We start from the raw sequence: 17,667 nt of genomic DNA, 5'->3' as shown, positions 1-17,667 counted from the left end.
CCCTTTCCTTTTGCCGACTAGGCCAAACCTAGATGTGCAGAACCCGGCCGTAAGCGTCGAGCGCGGCTTCGTGCATGGCTTCCGACATAGTCGGGTGGGCGTAGACGATGCCGTGCAGATCTTCCTCGGTGGCTTCCAGGGTGATCGCCGTGACGAAGCCCTGGATCATCTCGGTGACCTCGTGGCCGATCATGTGGGCGCCGATCAGGGCGCCGGTCTTGCCGTCGAACACCGTCTTGACGAAGCCTTCGGTCTCGCCGGCGGCCACGGCCTTGCCGTTGACCTTGGGCCAGCCAGGGCGGGCCGGCGGCGTCGCCGATGGCGTAGAGGCCCGGGACATTGGTCTCGCCGTGCTTGCCGGTGACGACGTGGCCGCGATCCATGTTCAAGCCGATGGTGTCGAGACCCTCGGTGTTCGGGGCGATGCCGACGGCGACGATGCACACCGCGGCGGTCAGGGTCTCGGCCTTGCCGCCGACCTCCACCGCCACCGAGACGCCGTCCYTGGTCTTCTCGACCTTGGTCACCTTGGCGCCGATGCGGAAGGTGATGCCGCGCTTCTCGAAGGCCTTCTGGGCGGCCTTGGAGACCTCGGCGTCCTCGACCGGCATGATGCGGTCGACGGCCTCGACGACGGTCACCTCCGCGCCCAGGGCGCGGTAGAAGCTGGCGAACTCGATGCCGATAGCGCCCGAGCCGATGACGACCAGCGACTTGGGCATGGCCTTGGGTGCCAGGGCGTCACGGTAGGTCCAGATCTTGTCGCCGTCCGAGACCGCGCCGATGGCCGGGATGTCGCGGGCCCGGGCGCCGCTGGCCAGGATCACGCTTTTGGCCTGGATCGTGCGGCTGCCGCCGGCCTTGAGGGCCACGACGACCTTCGGCGAGGGGCTGCCCTTCTCGAGCTTGGCCTCGCCTTCGACGACCTCGATCTTGTGCTTCTTCATCAGGAAGGCGATGCCGTTCGACATGGTCTTGGCCACGCCGCGCGAGCGGTCGATGATCTTGGCGAAATCGAACGAGGCCTTCTCGACCGACAGGCCGTAACCGCCCAGGTGCGACAGCTGCTCGTAGATCTCGCCGGACTTCAGCAGCGCCTTGGTCGGGATGCAGCCCCAGTTGAGGCAGATGCCGCCCAGGGCCTCGCGCTCGATGATCGCCGTCTTCAGACCCAGCTGGCTGGCGCGGATCGCGGCCACATAACCGCCGGGGCCGGCCCCGATGACGACGACGTCGAATTCCGTGGACATGGTCTTCTTACCCTAGCTTTGACGCCATCGGGGGGAGCCGGTCAGCGTCGGTCGATCGGCCCAGGGGCCGGTCAAGGAGTTAAAGCAGCGCCTCGACGGCGAGCTTCAGATCTTCAGGCTTGGTCGTGGGAGCGAAGCGTTCGACCACCTCGCCGTCGCGGCCGATCAGGAACTTGGTGAAGTTCCACTTGATGCCCTCGGTCCCCAGCAGGCCCTTCTGCTCATGCTTTAGATAGGCATAGAGCGGGTGGGCCGTGGGACCGTTGACGTCGATCTTGGCCAGGACCGGGAACGTCACGTCGTAGGTCAGCGAACAGAAGTTCGCGATCTCCTGGGCGCTGCCGGGCTCCTGCGCCCCGAACTGGTTGCAGGGGAAGGCCAGGACCGTGAAGCCCTTGTCCTTGTAGTCCCGGTAGAGCGTCTCCAGCCCCTCGTATTGCGGGGTGAAGCCGCACTTGCTGGCCGTGTTGACGATCAGCAGCACCTGGCCGCGATAGTCGGCCAGGCTCGCGTCCTGGCCGTCCAGCGTCTTGGCGGAATAGTCGTAGACCGACATCGCCGTTCTCCCGCCTAGACCAGCAGCGTCAGGGGCTCTTCGATCAGCGGCTTGAAGGCGGCCAGGAACTTGGCCCCGATCGCGCCATCGACCACGCGGTGGTCGCAGGTCAGGGTGATGGTCATCACCGTGGCCACGGCCAGCTCGCCGTTCTTGACGACCGGGCGTTGCTCGCCGGCGCCCACGCTCATGATCGCGCCCTGCGGCTCGTTGATGATCGAGGCGAACTGCTTGATGCCGAACATGCCGAGATTGGAGACCGAGAAGGTGCCGCCCTGGAATTCCTCGGGCTTCAGCTTCTTGGACTTGGCCCGGGCCGCCAGGTCCTTCACCTCGGCCGAGATCTGGGCCAGGCCCTTGGTCTCGGCGGCGCGAACGATCGGGGTGATCAGGCCGCCGTCGATGGCCACGGCCACCGCGATGTCGGCGTGATGGTGCAGGGCGATGCCTTCCGGCGTGTAGGAGGCGTTGGCCTCCGGCACGCGCTTGAGCGCCACGGCCACGGCCTTGATGATGATGTCGTTGACCGACACTTTCACGCCTTGGCCTTCCAGCAGGTGGTTGATCTTGGCGCGGGCGGCCAGCAGGGCGTCGATCTCAAGATCGATGACCAGCGGGAAGTGCGGCACGTCGCGGAAGCTGTCGGTCAGGCGACGCGCGATCGTCTTGCGCATGCCGTCCAGCGGGACGAGGTCGTACGAGCCGGCGGGGATGCCCTGCTGCTCGAGCGACAGATGGGCGCGCGGCGCGGCGGCCGCGCCGGCGGCGGGAGCCGAGGCCGGAGCAGCCTTGGCGGCGGGAGCGCCGCCCTTTTGCGCGGCTTCGACGTCGGCCTTGACCACGCGGCCGTGCGGGCCGGTGCCGGCGATCGACTTCAGGTCCAGGCTAGCGGCAGAGGCCAGGCGACGGGCCAGAGGCGAGGCGAAGACGCGGTCACCCGTCGGGGCGGCGGCGGGAGCCGCCTTGGCCGGAGCGGCGGTCTCGCCGGCGGCCTGAACGGGCGCGGCGGGAGTCGGAGCGGCCTTGGGCGCTTCAGCGGCCGGAGCGGCCTTGGCGGGCGGCGGCGCGGGGCTTTCGCCCTCGCCGGCCAGCTTGGCGATCAGGGCGTTGACCTTGACGTTCTCGGTTCCGGCGTCGACCAGGATGGCCTCGACCACGCCTTCATCGACGGCTTCGACTTCCATCGTCGCCTTGTCGGTCTCGATCTCGGCGATCACGTCGCCGGCCTTGACGGTGTCGCCGACCTTGACGTGCCACTTGGCGAGGGTCCCCTCCTCCATGGTGGGCGACAGGGCGGGCATCAGGATGTCGATCGACATTGAGCTTCTTCCTCAAGCGTTCGGGACGGCTTCGACCAAAGTGGTCGGCGTCCATTTGGCCTTGCGACGGGCAAGGCGTTGTTCGTCCGTTTCGTCGTGATAGTCCAGCCGTTCAGGCTCGCGATCGGCGAAACCCGACAGGTCGGTCCCCACGACGTTGAGGGTGGCGTAGGCCTGGCCCTCGTCCTCGATCATCGCCGCCACGTAGCAGGCGCATTCGCGGCAGATCAGGAAATCCACCGCCCGCCGCCCGAACCGGTAGCGCATCAACGATCCCGGAGCGGCGGTGATGTGCAGCCGGCTGCCCGGATCGCTGGTCGTCCGCGCGCCCTGCCGACGACAGAAGGAGCACTGACAGGCCCGCAAGGCCAGCTCGGCCACCGGTTTGCCGGGGTCGAGCTGCACATGCACCGCGCCGCAATGGCAGGAACCGTTGAGGGTCTGGGTCATGCTGGCCTCCCTGCCCGCTCGCACAGGCCTTGGCCTAGAGGAGCGGGCCGGATGATCACCGGTAGCAGACCGCCTTGGCCGCCTTGACGATCTTGGGGACCGACGGGAGCGACAGGGCTTCCAGGTTCGCAGCATAGGGCAGCGGCACGTCTTCCTGGTGCACCCGCAGCGGCGGAGCGTCCAGGTAGTCGAAGCCGAACTCGGTGATGCGGGCGACGATCTCGGCGCCGACGCCCATCGGGCCCCAGCCTTCCTCGACCGTCACGAGACGGTTGGTCCGCTTGACGCTTTCCAGGATGGTGGCGTGGTCCATCGGACGGATCGTGCGCAGGTCGACGACCTCGGCCTCGATGCCTTCCTTGGCCAGCTCTTCGGCGGCCTGGAGGGCGAAGCCGACCATCCGCGAATAGGTGGCGATGGTGACGCTGGGACCGGTGTGGCCCTCGGCGACGAAGCGGCGGATCTTGGCCTTGCCGATCGGCACGACCCAGTCCTCGACGTCCGGGATGTCGAACTCGTGGCCGTACATCATCTCGTGTTCGAGGAAGACGATCGGGTTCGGATCGCGGATGGCGGCCTTCATCAGGCCCTTGGCGTCAGCCGCGTCATAGGGCGCGATGACCTTCAGACCGGGGACGTTGCCGTACCAGGCCGCGTAGTCCTGGCTGTGCTGGGCGCCCACTCGCGAAGCCGCGCCGTTGGGGCCGCGGAACACGATCGAAGACTTGATCTGGCCGCCTGACATGTAGAGCGTCTTGGCGGCCGAGTTGATGATCTGGTCGATCGCCTGCATGGCGAAGTTCCAGGTCATGAACTCGACGATCGGCTTCAAACCGGCCATCGCCGCGCCGACGCCGAGGCCGGCGAAGCCGTGCTCGGTGATCGGGGTGTCGATGACGCGCTTGTCGCCGAACTCTTGCAGCAGGTCGCGCGAGACCTTGTAGGCGCCCTGGTACTGGGCGACTTCCTCGCCCATCAGGAAGACCTTGTCGTCGCGACGCATCTCTTCGGCCATGGCGTCGCGCAGGGCGTCGCGCACGGTGATCTTCTTCATCGGCGTGCCGGCCGGGATTTCCGGATCGGCGAAGGTCGAGGCGGCCGAGATCGGGCCGGCGGCGGGAGACGCGGCCACGACCGGAGCCGGAGCGGCTTCAGCGGCGGCCGGAGCAGCAGCCGGCGCCGCCGACGCGGCTTCGCCCTCGCCCTTCAGCTTGGCGATCAGGGTGTTGACCTTCACGTTCTCCGTACCGCCGGGCACGATGATGGCTTCGATCACGCCCTCATCGACGGCTTCGACTTCCATCGTCGCCTTGTCGGTCTCGATCTCGGCGATCACGTCGCCGGCCTTGACGGTGTCGCCTTCCTTGACCAGCCACTTGGCCAGGGTCCCCTCTTCCATCGTCGGGGACAGGGCGGGCATCAGGATGTCCGTCACTGGGCGGCCTCCAGGTATACGTCGGTGTAGAGTTCGGAAGGATCGGGCTCGGGGCTGGTGCGGGCGAATTCGGCCGCCTCGGCCACGATGCGCTTCACCTCGGCGTCGACGACCTTCAGGTCGTCTTCGGTGACGCCGGCCTTGGCCAGGCGTTCCTTCAGGTGGTCGATCGGGTCGCGCGTCTGCTTGACGTTATCGACCTCGTCCTTGGTCCGGTACTTGGCCGGGTCGGACATCGAGTGGCCGCGATAGCGATAGGTCTTCATCTCGAGGATGAACGGGCCCTGGCCGCTGCGGGCGTGCTCGGCGGCGCGGGCGCCGGCCTCGGCCACCGCGATCACGTCCATGCCGTCGACTTCCTCGCCCGGGATCCGGAACGAGGTGCCGCGCTTGTGGAAGGCGGTCTCCGACGCCGAACGCTCGACGCTGGTGCCCATGGCGTACTGGTTGTTCTCGATCACGTACACGACCGGCAGCTTCCACAGCTGGGCCATGTTGAAGCTCTCGTAGACCTGGCCCTGATTGGCCGCGCCGTCGCCGAAATAGGCGAAGGCGACGTTGCCGTTGCCGCGGTAGTGGTTGTTCAGCGCCAGGCCGGTGCCGAGCGACACCTGGGCGCCGACGATGCCGTGGCCGCCGTAGAAGCCGGTCTCGATGTCGAACATGTGCATCGAGCCGCCCTTGCCGCGCGACGAACCGCCCGCGCGGCCGGTCAGCTCGGCCATGACTTCGTTCGGATCCATGCCGGCGGCCAGCATGTGGCCGTGGTCACGGTAGCCGGTGATGATCTGGTCGCCCTTGACCTTGATCGACTGCATGCCGACCGCGATGGCTTCCTGACCGATGTAGAGGTGGCAGAAGCCGCCGATCAGGCCCATGCCGTACAGCTGGCCCGCCCGCTCTTCGAAGCGGCGGATCAGCAGCATGTCTTGGTAGAATTTCAGAAGCTCGTCCTTGCCGACGAAGGCGTTGACACCGGTGGCATCAGCCTTCCCCGCGGGGGCTTCACCCTTGCGCGTACGCGCCATTCAACTCTCCCTGGCCAATCTTCATCGCGGCCTACTCCTGGACGCCCACCGGCCGAATGAACCTTCGGTTCCGCGTAGATGGGGGTCCTTTGTCAAACCCGAAACGGGCCAGGCTCGCCTGATCCGCCGGCAGAGCCGAGGACCGGGTCTCCCACCAAACGCTCAGCGCGGGGTGCGGATCACATAGTCCTTGGGGTCGGCGTATCCCAGGAGCGAACGCGCGCGTTCTTCCAGGAGGTCCGCCGACAAACTGCCGCTGCGTAATAGACGAGCACGGGCCTCCAGGTCCATCCTTTCGGAGCGGATCTTCTTCAACTCCAGCGTCTTGGCGGCGAGATCTGCGTTGCGCTGCGACGTCGATAACAGGCCGCGTTCGCCCGTCAGGGCGTGAAACACGAAGTAAGTGATCAACAGGAGGAGCGCCGCGGTCGGCAGAAAGGGTTGCAGTCGGGCGAACATCATCGATTCCCAGGAGGGTAGGTTTACCCTGCCCGACCATGCTTAACGCCTTACTAAACGGGGAGTTTGAGCAAGCGGCGACTAGACGTCGGAAGCAGTGCCCTAACGCTTTCATTTGAGATGGTTTCAAAGGCATCTAGATACCGCGTCGCAGCATCTAAACGGGCGTTTCGGGACATTTTCTGCGGCAGTGCGGCACAGCGCCGTTTTTGCTTTTAGAAAAATTGTTGGTGAATTTTGGCGCCCGGCGCCTCGAAAACGGGCGAAGAGGGCTTTCACCCCTAGAATCGTAACGTTTGAAACGAAAAAGGGCGGCGCTGGAAAGCGCCGCCCTTCGTCGTCGTTGTCTCGGAACCTAGCGGCCCTTGAGCACCGCGCGGCCAGCATAGACGGCCTGATCGTCGAGGGCTTCCTCGATGCGCAGCAGTTGGTTGTACTTGGCGAGCCGGTCCGAGCGGGCCAGCGAGCCGGTCTTGATCTGACCGCAGTTCAGGGCGACGGCCAGGTCAGCGATCGTGCTGTCTTCGGTCTCGCCCGAACGGTGGCTCATGACGCTGGTGTAGGCGTTGCGGTGGGCCAGATCGACGGCGTCGATGGTTTCCGACAGCGTGCCGATCTGATTGACCTTGATGAGGATGGAGTTGGCCAGACCCTTCTCCAGGCCGATCTGCAGGCGCTTGGGATTGGTGACGAACAGGTCGTCGCCCACCAGCTGGACCTTCTTGCCCAGCTTGTCGGTCAGCAGCTTCCAGCCTTCGAAGTCGTCTTCCGACATGCCGTCCTCGATCGACAGGATCGGGAACTTGTCGGCCAGGTTGGCCAGATAGTCGACCATCTGCGACGGATCCAGGCTCTTGCCTTCGCCTTCCAGCTCGTACTTGCCGTTCTTGAAGAACTCGGTGGCGGCGACGTCCAGGCCCAGGACGAAGTCCTCGCCCGACTTGTAGCCGGCGGCCTCGCCCGCCTTGACGATGAAGGCCAGGGCGTCTTCAGCTGAGCCGATGTTCGGGGCGAAGCCGCCCTCGTCGCCCACGTTGGTGTTGTGGCCGGCGTCCTTCAGGGCCTTCTTCAGGCCATGGAAGATCTCGGATCCCATCCGCAGCGCCTCGGCGAAGGTCGGGGCGCCGGTCGGCAGGATCATGAATTCCTGGATGTCGATCGGATTGTCGGCGTGGGCGCCGCCGTTGATGATGTTCATCATCGGCACCGGCAGGACGCGCGAGCTGACGCCGCCGACGTACTTGTAGAGCGGCAGACCGGCCGACTCGGCGGCGGCCTTGGCGGCGGCCAGCGAGACGCCGAGGATGGCGTTGGCGCCCAGGCGGCTCTTGTTGGGCGTGCCGTCCAGCTCGATCATCAGGTTGTCGATGCGGCGCTGGTCTTCGGCGTCGACGCCCGACAGCGCGTCAAACAGCTCGCCATTGACCGCGTCCACCGCCGCCTTGACCCCTTTGCCGCCGTAGCGCGACTTGTCGCCGTCGCGCTTCTCGACCGCCTCGTGAGCGCCCGTCGAAGCGCCCGACGGCACCGCGGCGCGACCGAAGGACCCGTCTTCCAGGACGACGTCGACCTCGACCGTCGGATTGCCGCGGCTGTCCAGGATTTCGCGGGCGATGATGTCGACGATCTCGGTCATGGGAGCTCCCCTTTCAAAAGGCGCTTCCCCTTAGCGGCGCGGGCTGCGAACCGCAACCGGCGCTGGCCGGATCGTCTGAACGAGCGTTCGGCGCGCCCTGCCCTCAAGCCTCCAGGATCGGCGGCGTCCAGCCCTTGCCGAGGCGGAACTTCACCCGGTCGGCCCCGAAGTCGAGCTCGACCCGGGCGAACATCTTGAGCACGTCGACGCCCAGCAGCACGGCGGGGCGGCTGTTGAGGTTCCAGACATCGAAGATGTGCAGGTCGGCCAGCACCAACGGCAGGTTTGTCATCCGCAGCGCGCCCAGCTCGATCGAGCGGACGATGCGCAGTTCGCCCAGGGTCGCCTCCCCCGCCGCGCCGATCAGCCGGATGGCCATGGCCGGCTCGGGCTTGCGGCGCACCCGCAGCTTGATCGCCTCGGCCAGGGCCATGTTGCCCATGCTGGCGCCGGAACCGGAGTCGATGAAGGCCACGCAGCGCACGCCGCTCACCCGGGCGTTGGCGACCGCCAGCCGGCCAAAACGGGCGTCCGCCAGCACGGAGACCTCGCGCACGCCGGGAAAGGCCCCCGACAAGGCGGTGCTGCGACGGATCTCCAGCCGCTTGCGGTGGAAATCCATGATGACGTTGCGATTGTCGAGCATGTCGACGCCCAGCAGGCCGTCCACGCCGAGTCGCTCGGGCGGGAGCACCGGAAGTTCGGCGTCCTTGATGCGCGAATCGCCGGCAACCATCAGCGGCACCCTGGCCGTCGGGGTCAGGGCCGAGCCTCCGACCCCGTGCAGCATGACGTCGGGCCCTCGCTCCAGGCCCAGCCGCGCCGCCAGCGTGGTCGACAGGGCGCTGCGGTCGGCGCCGGTGTCGACGACGAAGTTGAACGGCCCCTGCCCATTGATGAACACCTCGACCGTCATGCGGTCGATCGCGTCCAGCGCCGTGTCGAGGAAGACGGGCGGCGCCTCGGCCTCGGTCGGCGGAAGCACGCCGGACAGCGCCGCGGGCGGCGCGCTCGTGGGCGGCGTTTGCAGCGAGGTCTGCTGCAGCAGCGGCGCGGGCGTCGTGGATCGAGCCCAGGCCGTTTCGGCCATCAGCGACAATCCCAGTCCCGCCGCGATGTTTCGGCGTGTGAGCATGGGTCAATCTCCCTGCCGCCAAGATAACACGGTTTTTCGACAGCGTTGTCGAAATAGCGGTCCGGAGACCGCCGCCTTTCAGGCTTCATCCTGTCGTTCCGCCGGAGCGGAGACGGGACGCGAAGGTTAGTCTTCCTTCGGCGTCAGGATCTGCTTGCCGTTGTACAGACCGGTCTTCAGGTCGACATGGTGCGGGCGGCGCAGTTCGCCCGAGTCCTTGTCTTCCACGAAGGAGTTTGCGCCCAGGGCGTGGTGCGACCGGCGCATGTTCCGGCGAGAAGGCGAAGTTTTTCTTTTGGGAACGGCCATCGAAGTGACTCTGCTCGCTGAGCTTGAAAACTGGAGAGCGGCGACTCGGGGAATGCCCAGGCCGCCGCGTGAGGGCGCGCTTATGCCTGAAACTCCCCGAGTATGCAACCGGGCTTGTTAGACCAGACGCCCCTGCTCTTTCGCGGCCGCGATGAAGCTGGCGAACAGGGGGTGCGGAGCGAACGGACGGCTCTTCAGCTCGGGGTGATATTGCACCCCGATGAACCACGGATGGTCGTCGCGCTCGACGATCTCGGGCAGCACGCCGTTAGGCGAGCGGCCCGTCAGTTTCAGACCGGCATCCTCCATCAGGTGGGCGTAGCCGATATTGACCTCGTAGCGGTGCCTGTGGCGCTCGCTGATCTCGGTGCCGCCGTAGATCTCGGCGACCTTGCTTCCGGCCGTCAGAACCGCGTCATAGGCCCCCAGGCGCATGGTGCCGCCCAGATCGTCGTTGCTGCGCCGCTGGACGGTCTCGTTGCCCTTGATCCACTCGGTCATGATGCCGACCACGGGACGCTCGGTGGGGCCGAACTCGCTGGATGAGGCGTCGGTGATCCCGGCCACGTTCCGCAGGGTCTCGATCACCGCCATCTGCATGCCGAAACAGATGCCGAAGTACGGCACCTTCCGTTCGCGGGCGAACTGGGCGGCGCGAATCTTGCCTTCCGCTCCCCGCTCGCCGAAGCCGCCGGGCACCATGATGGCGTGGGCGTTCTCCAGGCGGGCCGCGGCCGCGCCCTCGTCGCCCTCGAAGGTCTCGCTCTCGACCCAGTCCAGATTGACCTTGACCTTGTTGGCCAGGCCGCCGTGGTGCAGGGCCTCGATCAGCGACTTGTAGGCGTCCTTGAGGACCGTGTACTTGCCGACCACCGCGATGGTCACTTCGCCGTCGGGATGGCGGACGGTCTGGTCGATCGCTTCCCAGCGCGACAGGTCCGGCTTGGGCGCGTCGCCCATGCCGAAGACGTCCAGCACCTCGGCGTCCAGGCCTTCCTTGTGATAGTCGATCGGCACCGCGTAGATCGAGGCGCTGTCCATGGCCTGAATCACGGCGCTGGGCCGCACGTTGCAGAACTGGGCGATCTTGCGCTTTTCCTCGACCGGAATGTCCTGCTCGCAGCGGCACAGCAGGATGTCCGGCTGGATGCCGATCGAGCGCAGCTCCTTGACCGAGTGCTGGGTCGGCTTGGTCTTCATCTCGCCGGCCGTCTTGATGAACGGCAGCAAGGTCAGGTGGACGTAGCAGCTTTGGCCGCGCGGCAGGTCCTGGCGCAGCTGGCGGATGGCCTCGAAGAACGGCAGGCCCTCGATGTCGCCCACCGTGCCGCCGATCTCGACCAGCACGAAGTCGACCGGCTTCTCGCCGGTCTCGTCCAGGGCCGGCGACAGGACGAATTCCTTGATCTCGTTGGTGACGTGCGGAATCACCTGGACGGTCGCGCCCAGATAGTCGCCGCGACGCTCCTTCTCGATGATCGTCTTGTAGATCTGGCCGGTGGTGATGTTGTCGGCCTTGGTGGCCGACACGCCGGTGAAGCGCTCGTAGTGGCCGAGGTCCAGGTCCGTCTCGGCCCCGTCGTCGGTCACGAAGACCTCGCCGTGCTGATACGGGGACATCGTCCCCGGATCGACGTTGAGATAGGGGTCGAGCTTACGAAGGCGAACCTTGTAGCCGCGAGCCTGCAGGAGCGCTCCGAGCGCTGCGGAGGCGAGGCCTTTTCCCAATGAGGAAACCACGCCGCCGGTGATGAAAATGTACCGGGTCATGGGCGATCAGATTACCCGCGATTCGGGGCGAGCGGCGAAAAGACCGCCGTTCATCAACAGTAAAATCTCACCGACCCTTATTGGGCCGGCTTTTGCTCGACTGGAGCCGGGGCGTTGATCACCGGAACCGGCGCGGCGGCCGGGGCCTTGGCGGCCGCGACCGGAGCCTTGGCGGCCGGCTTGGGAGCCGAGACCGTGGGGGCCGGGGCGCTGATCTGCGGGGTCGGGGCCTCGATCGTCGCCGGAGCGGCCGTCGACGGCGCGCTGGTGATGGGCGCCGAGGTGGTCGGCGCCGGGGCGGTCGGACCCGCCGGCAGCGGAGCGGCGTTCAGGGTCTTGCTGTCCAGCCCGTCCAGCTTCAGGCGATCAACCACCGAGTTGGTCGAGCCCATGCGGCCCGTCAGGATGGTCAGCGCCAGGCTGATGATCAGGAAGACCGAGAACAGGATCCAGGTCGTGCGGGTCAAAAGGTCGCCCGCGCCGCGCGCGGTCATGAAACCGCCGCCGCCACCGCCCATGCCCAGGGCCCCGCCCTCGGAGCGCTGCATCAGCACCACGCCGATCAGGGCGATGCAAACGATGATGTTGATGGTCAGCAGAACGCCGATGAGCATGTCTAAATCGATCTCGATCCGGGCGACGGACGGTTCCGTCGTGAAAAACGAAGCGGCCCCTCTATCACTTGCAACGGGCCCGCGCCATAGCTGGGGACGAACCGGCTTCACTCAAGATCCTTCCTCAAGTTCGCATCAGGTCCCTCCTCGCGCATGATCCTCGAGACCGAACGCCTTAGCCTGACGCCGCTGACTGTTGAGGACGCTCCCCTCGTCTATCCCTTCATGAGCGATCCGGAGGTGATGGCGCACTGGGACCGGTCCGCCATCGAGGATCCCGACGAGGTCGCCGCCACGGTCGGCGCCCAAGTGGCCGAGATGGAGGAGCGCCGGGCGCTGTACTGGGCGATCCGCCAGACCAAGACCGGCTGGTTCCTGGGCTATTGCGAGTTGGTCGACCTGGACTGGCGCCATCACCGCGGCGAGCTGGGTTTCATCATCACCCGCGAGGCGTGGGGCCGGGGCTACGCCACCGAAGCCGCCGCCGCCCTGCTGGCCTATTGCGCCTCGCCCCTGGGCCTCAAGCGCATGATCGCCCGCACCCATGTCGGCGACGCCCGGGCGGAAAAGGTGCTGCTGAAGCTGGGCTTCGAGCAGGAAGGCTATCTGAAGGGGCATGTGGACCGCGACGGCGAACGCCGGGACTGCCGGCTGTATGGGTTGCTGTTTTAGGAACAGGGTTTCTCCCGAGATTTTGATGCGGCGAACACTTGCCCCCTACGGACCGCTTCGCGGTCGTCTTCCCCCAGAGGGGGAAGAGGTGCTCGGCGCGGCGTCCTCCGCCCCCCATGGGGGYGGACAGACCGCTTTAGCGGTCAGGTGGGGGCAAGTGGGTGTGATCCCACGCCAAWGGCTGTGAGYTGATCGGAAAGGGTCGCGGAGCGCCGGACGACGTCCGGARGAMATAGAGAATAACCGTTTCGACGAAGCCTGCCGCTCCGCGCCATCGTTATCCGGAAGCCCGCGACGCTGAGCTCTATTCGAGCCTCGCCGCCTTGAAGCCTCCGACGGGCGGGCCAGGKCAACGAACCCAGGTCCCGGACCGCGAGCGYGTCACCGCCCGCCTGTTRCTCAGCCAGCCCTCACGTCACGTCGTATCTGTGTTCCASGCCCGACCGGCACCAGAGACGTAAGGTTTGATCCCGCCCAGACWCACGCGGACCAGATCGCCGACAGAGCTTCCCGCTCGATCGCCCCCCGCCGCCGCATCGGTCGCTGGCCATGCGCCCTTTCCCCGCGTCGAGGTGAGATCAGGATACGGGCGGCCGGAAAGGGTGAGGGGACTAAAGTTTTAGGGCAGCGATTTCCGTAGGTTGATTGGAAATAGCGCGGGCGTGAAGCGCTTACTTCCCCGTCACGGCCTTGTCGGCCACGGCGTTTCGGTCGGCCCCATCGCCCTGGGTCCGGTCTATCGCGCCCTTCTCGAACCGCTTCTTCAGTTCGGCCAGCGTATAGGCGTTGCCCCATTCGAAGTGGCCGTAGACGGTCTGGGCCTCCGGGTTCGCGCCATAGCCGGTGTTGGTCAGCCGCACCCGCGTGCCGCCGGCAATCGGATCGAACTCCAGCACCGTGACGGTCTTCTGGAACTCGCCTTCGCCCGCGAAGCCTTTCGGCGCCTGGATGTTGCGGATCACCAGCAGGCGATCGGGAATGAAGGTGACGATCTGGTTCTTGATATTGTTGGGATCGCCGATCGCGGCCTTGGGGTCGTAGCTGGACTCGATCTCGCCGCCGGTGCGCAGGTCGACCCGCGCCACCGCGACCGCCCAGCTCTTGAAGCCATCCGAGGTGGCGAACGCCTCGAACACCGCGTGGGGCGGGGCCGGGATGTCCATGGACAGCTGCAAGGCCTTCTGGCCGGCGGCGTCGACATAGCTGGTGTTGGACACGCCCGGGAAGTCGCGCCAGCTGCGCGCTGGCTGGGGCGCCTGACGGGCCTCGGCGCCCTGGGCCATGACCAGCAGCGCGCCGGCCGCGATCAAGATCGACTTCAACATGCGCTTCCTCCCAGGGCGACTTGAATGACCATTCAAGTTAGGCACGACTTGATCGACCGTTCAAGCCTCGAGTTGACCGATCGTTCAAGCGCGGGGTACGCAGGACGCATGTCTGCTCCGCACGCCCTCGACACCCGGCGACGCATCCTGCTGACGGCGATGGAGCTGTTCGCCGCCAAGGGGTACGGCTCGACCTCGGTGTCGGACATTCTCTCGCGGTCTCAGGCCAACAGCGGCAGCCTGTATCACTTCTTCCCCGGCAAGCAGGACGTGCTGATCGGGGTGCTGGAGATGTACCGCGACGGCATCGAGGCGATGCTGCTGGACCCGGCCTGGCGCGGGGTCGAGGACCCGATCGAGCGGATCTTCGCCCTGCTGGCCGCCTATCGCGGCATGCTGCTGGAGAGCGACTGCCTTTATGGCTGTCCGATCGGCTCTCTGGCCCTGGAACTGCATGAGCCGGACCCGCCGGTGCGCGAGTTGCTGGCCGCCAATTTCCGCAATTGGACCGGCGCGATCGAGGTTTGCCTTAAGGACGCCGGCGAGCGCCTGCCGCCGGACCTCGACCTGCGCGGCCTGTCGGAATTCATCCTGACGACGATGGAGGGCGCGGTCATGCAGGCCCGCACCCACCGCGACATCGGCTTCTTCGACCGCAGCATCGGCCAGCTGCGCCGGCACATGGCGCTGCTGACCGTGCGGCAACCGGCTTAGGGCGGCCTACCGCCCCTCGACCCACAGGCTCAGCGGCTGCTTCTCCTCGTGGCGCACCAGGATGGCGTAGCCGATCGCGAACACCACGACCCCGATGATCAGGCCGCCCCAGAAGCCGGCCGGGCTGGCGAACCACAGGGTCAGGGTCGTGATGGTGGTGGCCAGGCCCAGCATGCACCATCGCAGGAGGATGCTGAATCCGTGATAGGTCTGCTCGTGGGCGAGCAGTTCGGGTTTTCCGGTGTCGTTGAAATCGGCGTCCCTGATATCGGCGGGCATGCGTCACCTCCGCTTGTCGTTGAGGTTCGGACCTAAGCCGTCGTACGCGGCATCGGGCCGAACACTGAGGACACCCTAGGCCCGTTCTGCGTATAGCGCGAGAGGCTCGACCTTGACGGGAGAAGCCGCTCTGGCCCCTATGTCGGCGCGAGGACGGGGCGCGGCATGACCACGGCGACGAACAACAATCTGACGGGCATCTGGCAGGGGCTCTATCAGTATCCCGGGGCGCTCGCGCCGGTCGGCTTCACCGCCACCCTGATCGAGAGCGGGGCCTGGCTCAGCGGTTCGGTCCACGAGACCGCCCAGGACGAATGGGGCGACTGGTGCGAGGTCTCCGCCATGCTGCTGGGCAAGCGGGCCGGTTTGGCCGTCAGCTTCACCAAGACCTACGACGGCACGAACGGCTGGACTCACTCGGTGGCCTATGAGGGCGTGCTGAGCGACGACGCCACCGAGATCGCGGGGCAATGGTCCATCCCCGGGGTCTGGTCGGGCAAGTTCCTGATGATCCGGCCGGAAGGGCGACGGGCCGGCCAGCTGCGCGAGGCGTTTGAGCGGGTCTAGGCGCCCGTGCGCTCCAGCAGGGCCTTCAGGACGATCCGCATAAGCGGGGCCAGCACGATGTCGCCCGGCGCGGCCGGATCGATCCAGGCCAGTTCCTCGATCTCCGCGCGGGCGGCGATCTCGCCGTCGACGCTCGCCAGATAGGTCGCGGCGCGCACGGTGAAGCCGGGTTCGTTGGCGGCTGGAGCCTCGAAGACGCCCAGCAGGGCGGCGTCCGTCWGCCGGCCGCCGATCTCCTCGTCCAGTTCGCGGGCCAGGGCGGTCAGGTCGTCCTCGCCGGGCTCGCGCTTGCCGCCCGGCTTCATGAAGATCGCCGTGCCGCGCTTGCGCACCACCAGCATGCGGCCGGCGTCGTCACGGATCACGGCGGTGACGATGTCGATGACCTTGGCCGGCTTGGAGGGGGTCACGCCCCGAGCTTTTCCGCCGCCCACGGCGCGAAATAGCTGATGATCCCAGCCGCGCCGGCCCGCTTGAAGGCGGTCAGGCTTTCCAGGATMGCGCGCTCCTCGTCGATCCAGCCGTTCTGGCCAGCGGCCTTGATCATCGCGTACTCGCCCGACACCTGGAAGGCGTAGGTGGGCATGCGGAACTCGTCGACCAGGCGGCGCAGGATGTCGAGATAGGGCATGCCCGGCTTGACCATGACCATGTCGGCGCCCTCGGCGATGTCGAGGGCGACCTCGCGGATGGCTTCCTCGGTGTTGGCCGGGTCCATCTGGTAGGTCTTCTTGTCGCCCTGGCCGGCGCTGAGCTTGGCCGAGCCGATCGCGTCGCGGTACGGGCCGTAGAAGGCCGAGGCGTACTTGGCGGCGTAGGACATGATCATCGTGTCCTGGAAGTTCGCGCCTTCAAGCGCCGCGCGCAGCTTGCCGATGCGGCCGTCCATCATGTCGGACGGGGCCAGGATGTCGGCGCCGGCTTCCGCCTGCATCAGGCCCTGTTCGATCAGGCGCTCGATGGTCGGGTCGTTGAGGATGCGGCCGCCCTCGACCACGCCGTCGTGGCCGTGGTCGGTGAACGGGTCCAGGGCCACGTCGCACATGATGCCGACCTCGGGGGCGGCGTCCTTCATGGCCTTGACGGCGCGGGGGATGACGCCGTTCGGATCGGCGGCGATCGAGCCCGTCGCGTCCTTACGGGCGCCGTCGATGTGCGGGAAGATGGCGATGGCCGGGATGCCCAGGTCGCGGGCCCGCACGGCGGCCTTGGCGGCGTCCTTGACCGACAGGCGCTCGACGCCAGGCATCGAGGCGACAGGGATCACGCCTTCGCCCTCGTGCACCACCATCGACCAGATCAGGTCGGACGGCGCCAACGTGGTCTCGCGGATCGATCGGCGGATCCAGTCGGCCTGGCGCAGGCGGCGCAGGCGCGTGGCGGGGTAGGGGGCGAGCGGAGGCGTGGTCATGCCTCACGGTTTCGCGCGGCAGGCGGCGCGAGGCAAGACGGTTGGTTGCTTAAGGGCGCTTGCCGAACCTGGGCGTCTGGCCAATGCTYGCCTCCAGGCTGGCGGGGTGATGCAATGAAACGGCTTGCGATGGCTATTGTAGCTTTGCTGACCTCCCTGTTCGCGACCGACGCCCTGGCGCGGCAGGCGCCTCCGGCCAGTTTCTACGACACCAAGGCGCCCGACGCCTGGTCGGGCGGCGTGCGGATGGTCGACATCGACACGCCGTCGGGCAAGTTCCGGGTCTGGACCAAGCGGGTCGGCTCGAATCCCAAGCTGAAGGTGCTGCTGCTGCACGGCGGTCCGGGCGCGACCCACGACTATTTCGAGCCCTTCGACAGCTACTTCCCGGCCCAGGGCATCGAATACATCTACTACGACCAGCTGGGCTCGGGACGCTCGGACAAGCCGACCGACACCAAGCTGTGGACCATCGAGCGCTTCGTCGACGAGGTGGAGCAGGTGCGCAAGGCGCTGGACCTGGGTCCCGAGAGCTTCTGCGTGCTGGGCCACAGCTGGGGCGGCGTGCTGGCGATCGAATACGCCCTGAAATACCAGGCCAATCTGAAGTGCGTCGTGATCTCGAACATGATGGCCTCGATCCCGGCCTACAACGCCTACGCTGAGAAGGTGCTGATGCCGGAGATGGACCCGGCGCAGCTGGCCAAGGTCAAGGCGCTGGAGGCGGCGGGCAAGACG

At 66.7% G+C, this 17,667-nt stretch carries 18 protein-coding genes and 4 pseudogenes; 4 read left to right on the top strand and 18 right to left on the bottom strand.

From position 1 onward, the window contains the following. Positions 1–28 precede the first annotated feature (28 nt). The 13 genes and pseudogenes from AC1DZ6_RS12265 to secG form a co-directional block, all read right to left on the bottom strand. Positions 29–1,250: pseudogene (locus AC1DZ6_RS12265) on the bottom strand (dihydrolipoyl dehydrogenase). 79 nt (positions 1,251–1,329) lie between these two features. Continuing rightward, positions 1,330–1,806 (bottom strand): glutathione peroxidase, encoded by a 477-nt coding sequence (locus AC1DZ6_RS12260; protein WP_477097452.1) that lies wholly within the window; start codon positions 1,804–1,806, stop codon positions 1,330–1,332. A 14-nt stretch (positions 1,807–1,820) separates the two neighbouring features. After that, positions 1,821–3,125: a pyruvate dehydrogenase complex dihydrolipoamide acetyltransferase gene (locus AC1DZ6_RS12255; protein WP_477097451.1), complete on the bottom strand. Its 1,305-nt coding sequence runs from the start codon at positions 3,123–3,125 to the stop codon at positions 1,821–1,823. Between the two features lie 12 nt (positions 3,126–3,137). After that, positions 3,138–3,221 (bottom strand): annotated as a pseudogene (locus AC1DZ6_RS12250) (aldehyde-activating protein); the annotation flags it as partial. 69 nt (positions 3,222–3,290) lie between these two features. Beyond that, positions 3,291–3,575 (bottom strand): annotated as a pseudogene (locus tag AC1DZ6_RS12245) (GFA family protein); the annotation flags it as partial. A gap of 55 nt (positions 3,576–3,630) precedes the next feature. Continuing rightward, positions 3,631–5,010 carry a pyruvate dehydrogenase complex E1 component subunit beta gene (locus tag AC1DZ6_RS12240; protein ID WP_477097450.1) on the bottom strand — a complete coding sequence of 460 codons (1,380 nt, stop codon included), beginning with the start codon at positions 5,008–5,010 and terminating at the stop codon, positions 3,631–3,633. Next, entirely contained in the window at positions 5,007–6,038 is a 1,032-nt protein-coding gene (pdhA, locus tag AC1DZ6_RS12235) for a pyruvate dehydrogenase (acetyl-transferring) E1 component subunit alpha (RefSeq protein WP_056462099.1), read from the bottom strand. Before pdhA ends, AC1DZ6_RS12240 begins: the two co-directional genes overlap by 4 nt. A gap of 162 nt (positions 6,039–6,200) precedes the next feature. Continuing rightward, positions 6,201–6,497 (bottom strand): FtsB family cell division protein, encoded by a 297-nt coding sequence (locus AC1DZ6_RS12230; RefSeq protein ID WP_477097453.1) that lies wholly within the window; start codon positions 6,495–6,497, stop codon positions 6,201–6,203. 355 nt (positions 6,498–6,852) lie between these two features. Next, positions 6,853–8,133 (bottom strand): phosphopyruvate hydratase, encoded by a 1,281-nt coding sequence (eno, locus tag AC1DZ6_RS12225; protein WP_477097449.1) that lies wholly within the window; start codon positions 8,131–8,133, stop codon positions 6,853–6,855. A 103-nt stretch (positions 8,134–8,236) separates the two neighbouring features. Next, positions 8,237–9,268, bottom strand: coding sequence for a retroviral-like aspartic protease family protein (locus AC1DZ6_RS12220; protein ID WP_477097448.1), 1,032 nt, complete (start codon positions 9,266–9,268; stop codon positions 8,237–8,239). 126 nt (positions 9,269–9,394) lie between these two features. Beyond that, positions 9,395–9,577 carry a 50S ribosomal protein L32 gene (rpmF, locus tag AC1DZ6_RS12215; protein WP_007671126.1) on the bottom strand — a complete coding sequence of 61 codons (183 nt, stop codon included), beginning with the start codon at positions 9,575–9,577 and terminating at the stop codon, positions 9,395–9,397. Between the two features lie 117 nt (positions 9,578–9,694). Continuing rightward, positions 9,695–11,347 carry a CTP synthase gene (locus tag AC1DZ6_RS12210; RefSeq protein ID WP_477097447.1) on the bottom strand — a complete coding sequence of 551 codons (1,653 nt, stop codon included), beginning with the start codon at positions 11,345–11,347 and terminating at the stop codon, positions 9,695–9,697. Between the two features lie 77 nt (positions 11,348–11,424). Beyond that, complete coding sequence (secG, locus tag AC1DZ6_RS12205; RefSeq protein ID WP_477097446.1) at positions 11,425–11,961, bottom strand: preprotein translocase subunit SecG; 537 nt, start codon at positions 11,959–11,961, stop codon at positions 11,425–11,427. Between the two features lie 153 nt (positions 11,962–12,114). On the opposite strand from secG, the gene AC1DZ6_RS12200 reads away from it, so the two are divergent. Next, positions 12,115–12,633: a GNAT family N-acetyltransferase gene (locus tag AC1DZ6_RS12200; protein WP_477097445.1), complete on the top strand. Its 519-nt coding sequence runs from the start codon at positions 12,115–12,117 to the stop codon at positions 12,631–12,633. A 505-nt stretch (positions 12,634–13,138) separates the two neighbouring features. Here the strand turns inward: AC1DZ6_RS12200 and AC1DZ6_RS12195 are convergent. Together AC1DZ6_RS12195 and AC1DZ6_RS12190 are read right to left on the bottom strand one after the other, a co-directional pair. Continuing rightward, positions 13,139–13,215: pseudogene (locus AC1DZ6_RS12195) on the bottom strand (hypothetical protein); the annotation flags it as partial. An 89-nt stretch (positions 13,216–13,304) separates the two neighbouring features. Further along, on the bottom strand, positions 13,305–13,958 hold the full coding sequence (locus AC1DZ6_RS12190; RefSeq protein ID WP_477097444.1) for an SRPBCC family protein: 654 nt from the start codon (positions 13,956–13,958) through the stop codon (positions 13,305–13,307). Positions 13,959–14,066: 108 nt separating this feature from the next. Here AC1DZ6_RS12190 and AC1DZ6_RS12185 point away from each other — a divergent pair, with 108 nt between their 5' ends. Then, positions 14,067–14,672: a TetR/AcrR family transcriptional regulator gene (locus AC1DZ6_RS12185; protein ID WP_477097443.1), complete on the top strand. Its 606-nt coding sequence runs from the start codon at positions 14,067–14,069 to the stop codon at positions 14,670–14,672. 6 nt (positions 14,673–14,678) lie between these two features. Here AC1DZ6_RS12185 and AC1DZ6_RS12180 read toward each other — a convergent pair whose 3' ends face one another. Next, a complete protein-coding gene (locus tag AC1DZ6_RS12180; protein WP_477097442.1) occupies positions 14,679–14,951 on the bottom strand; it encodes a hypothetical protein in 273 nt (90 codons plus the stop codon). Between the two features lie 165 nt (positions 14,952–15,116). On the opposite strand from AC1DZ6_RS12180, the gene AC1DZ6_RS12175 reads away from it, so the two are divergent. After that, entirely contained in the window at positions 15,117–15,518 is a 402-nt protein-coding gene (locus AC1DZ6_RS12175; RefSeq protein ID WP_477097441.1) for a hypothetical protein, read from the top strand. Here AC1DZ6_RS12175 and AC1DZ6_RS12170 read toward each other — a convergent pair. After that, a complete protein-coding gene (locus AC1DZ6_RS12170; RefSeq protein ID WP_477097440.1) occupies positions 15,515–15,928 on the bottom strand; it encodes an NUDIX hydrolase in 414 nt (137 codons plus the stop codon). The genes AC1DZ6_RS12175 and AC1DZ6_RS12170 overlap by 4 nt on opposite strands. Continuing rightward, positions 15,925–16,929 carry a porphobilinogen synthase gene (gene hemB, locus AC1DZ6_RS12165; RefSeq protein WP_477097439.1) on the bottom strand — a complete coding sequence of 335 codons (1,005 nt, stop codon included), beginning with the start codon at positions 16,927–16,929 and terminating at the stop codon, positions 15,925–15,927. The genes AC1DZ6_RS12170 and hemB overlap by 4 nt, the downstream gene beginning before the upstream one ends. A gap of 129 nt (positions 16,930–17,058) precedes the next feature. Here hemB and AC1DZ6_RS12160 point away from each other — a divergent pair. Further along, a partial coding sequence (locus AC1DZ6_RS12160; protein ID WP_477097438.1) for a proline iminopeptidase-family hydrolase occupies positions 17,059–17,667 on the top strand: 609 nt, incomplete at its 3' end.

Source organism: Caulobacter sp. P1_B12_2 (assembly GCF_056406675.1).
The sequence above is the reverse complement of the archived record's forward strand: the minus strand, read 5'-3'. Positions and strand labels throughout refer to the sequence as shown.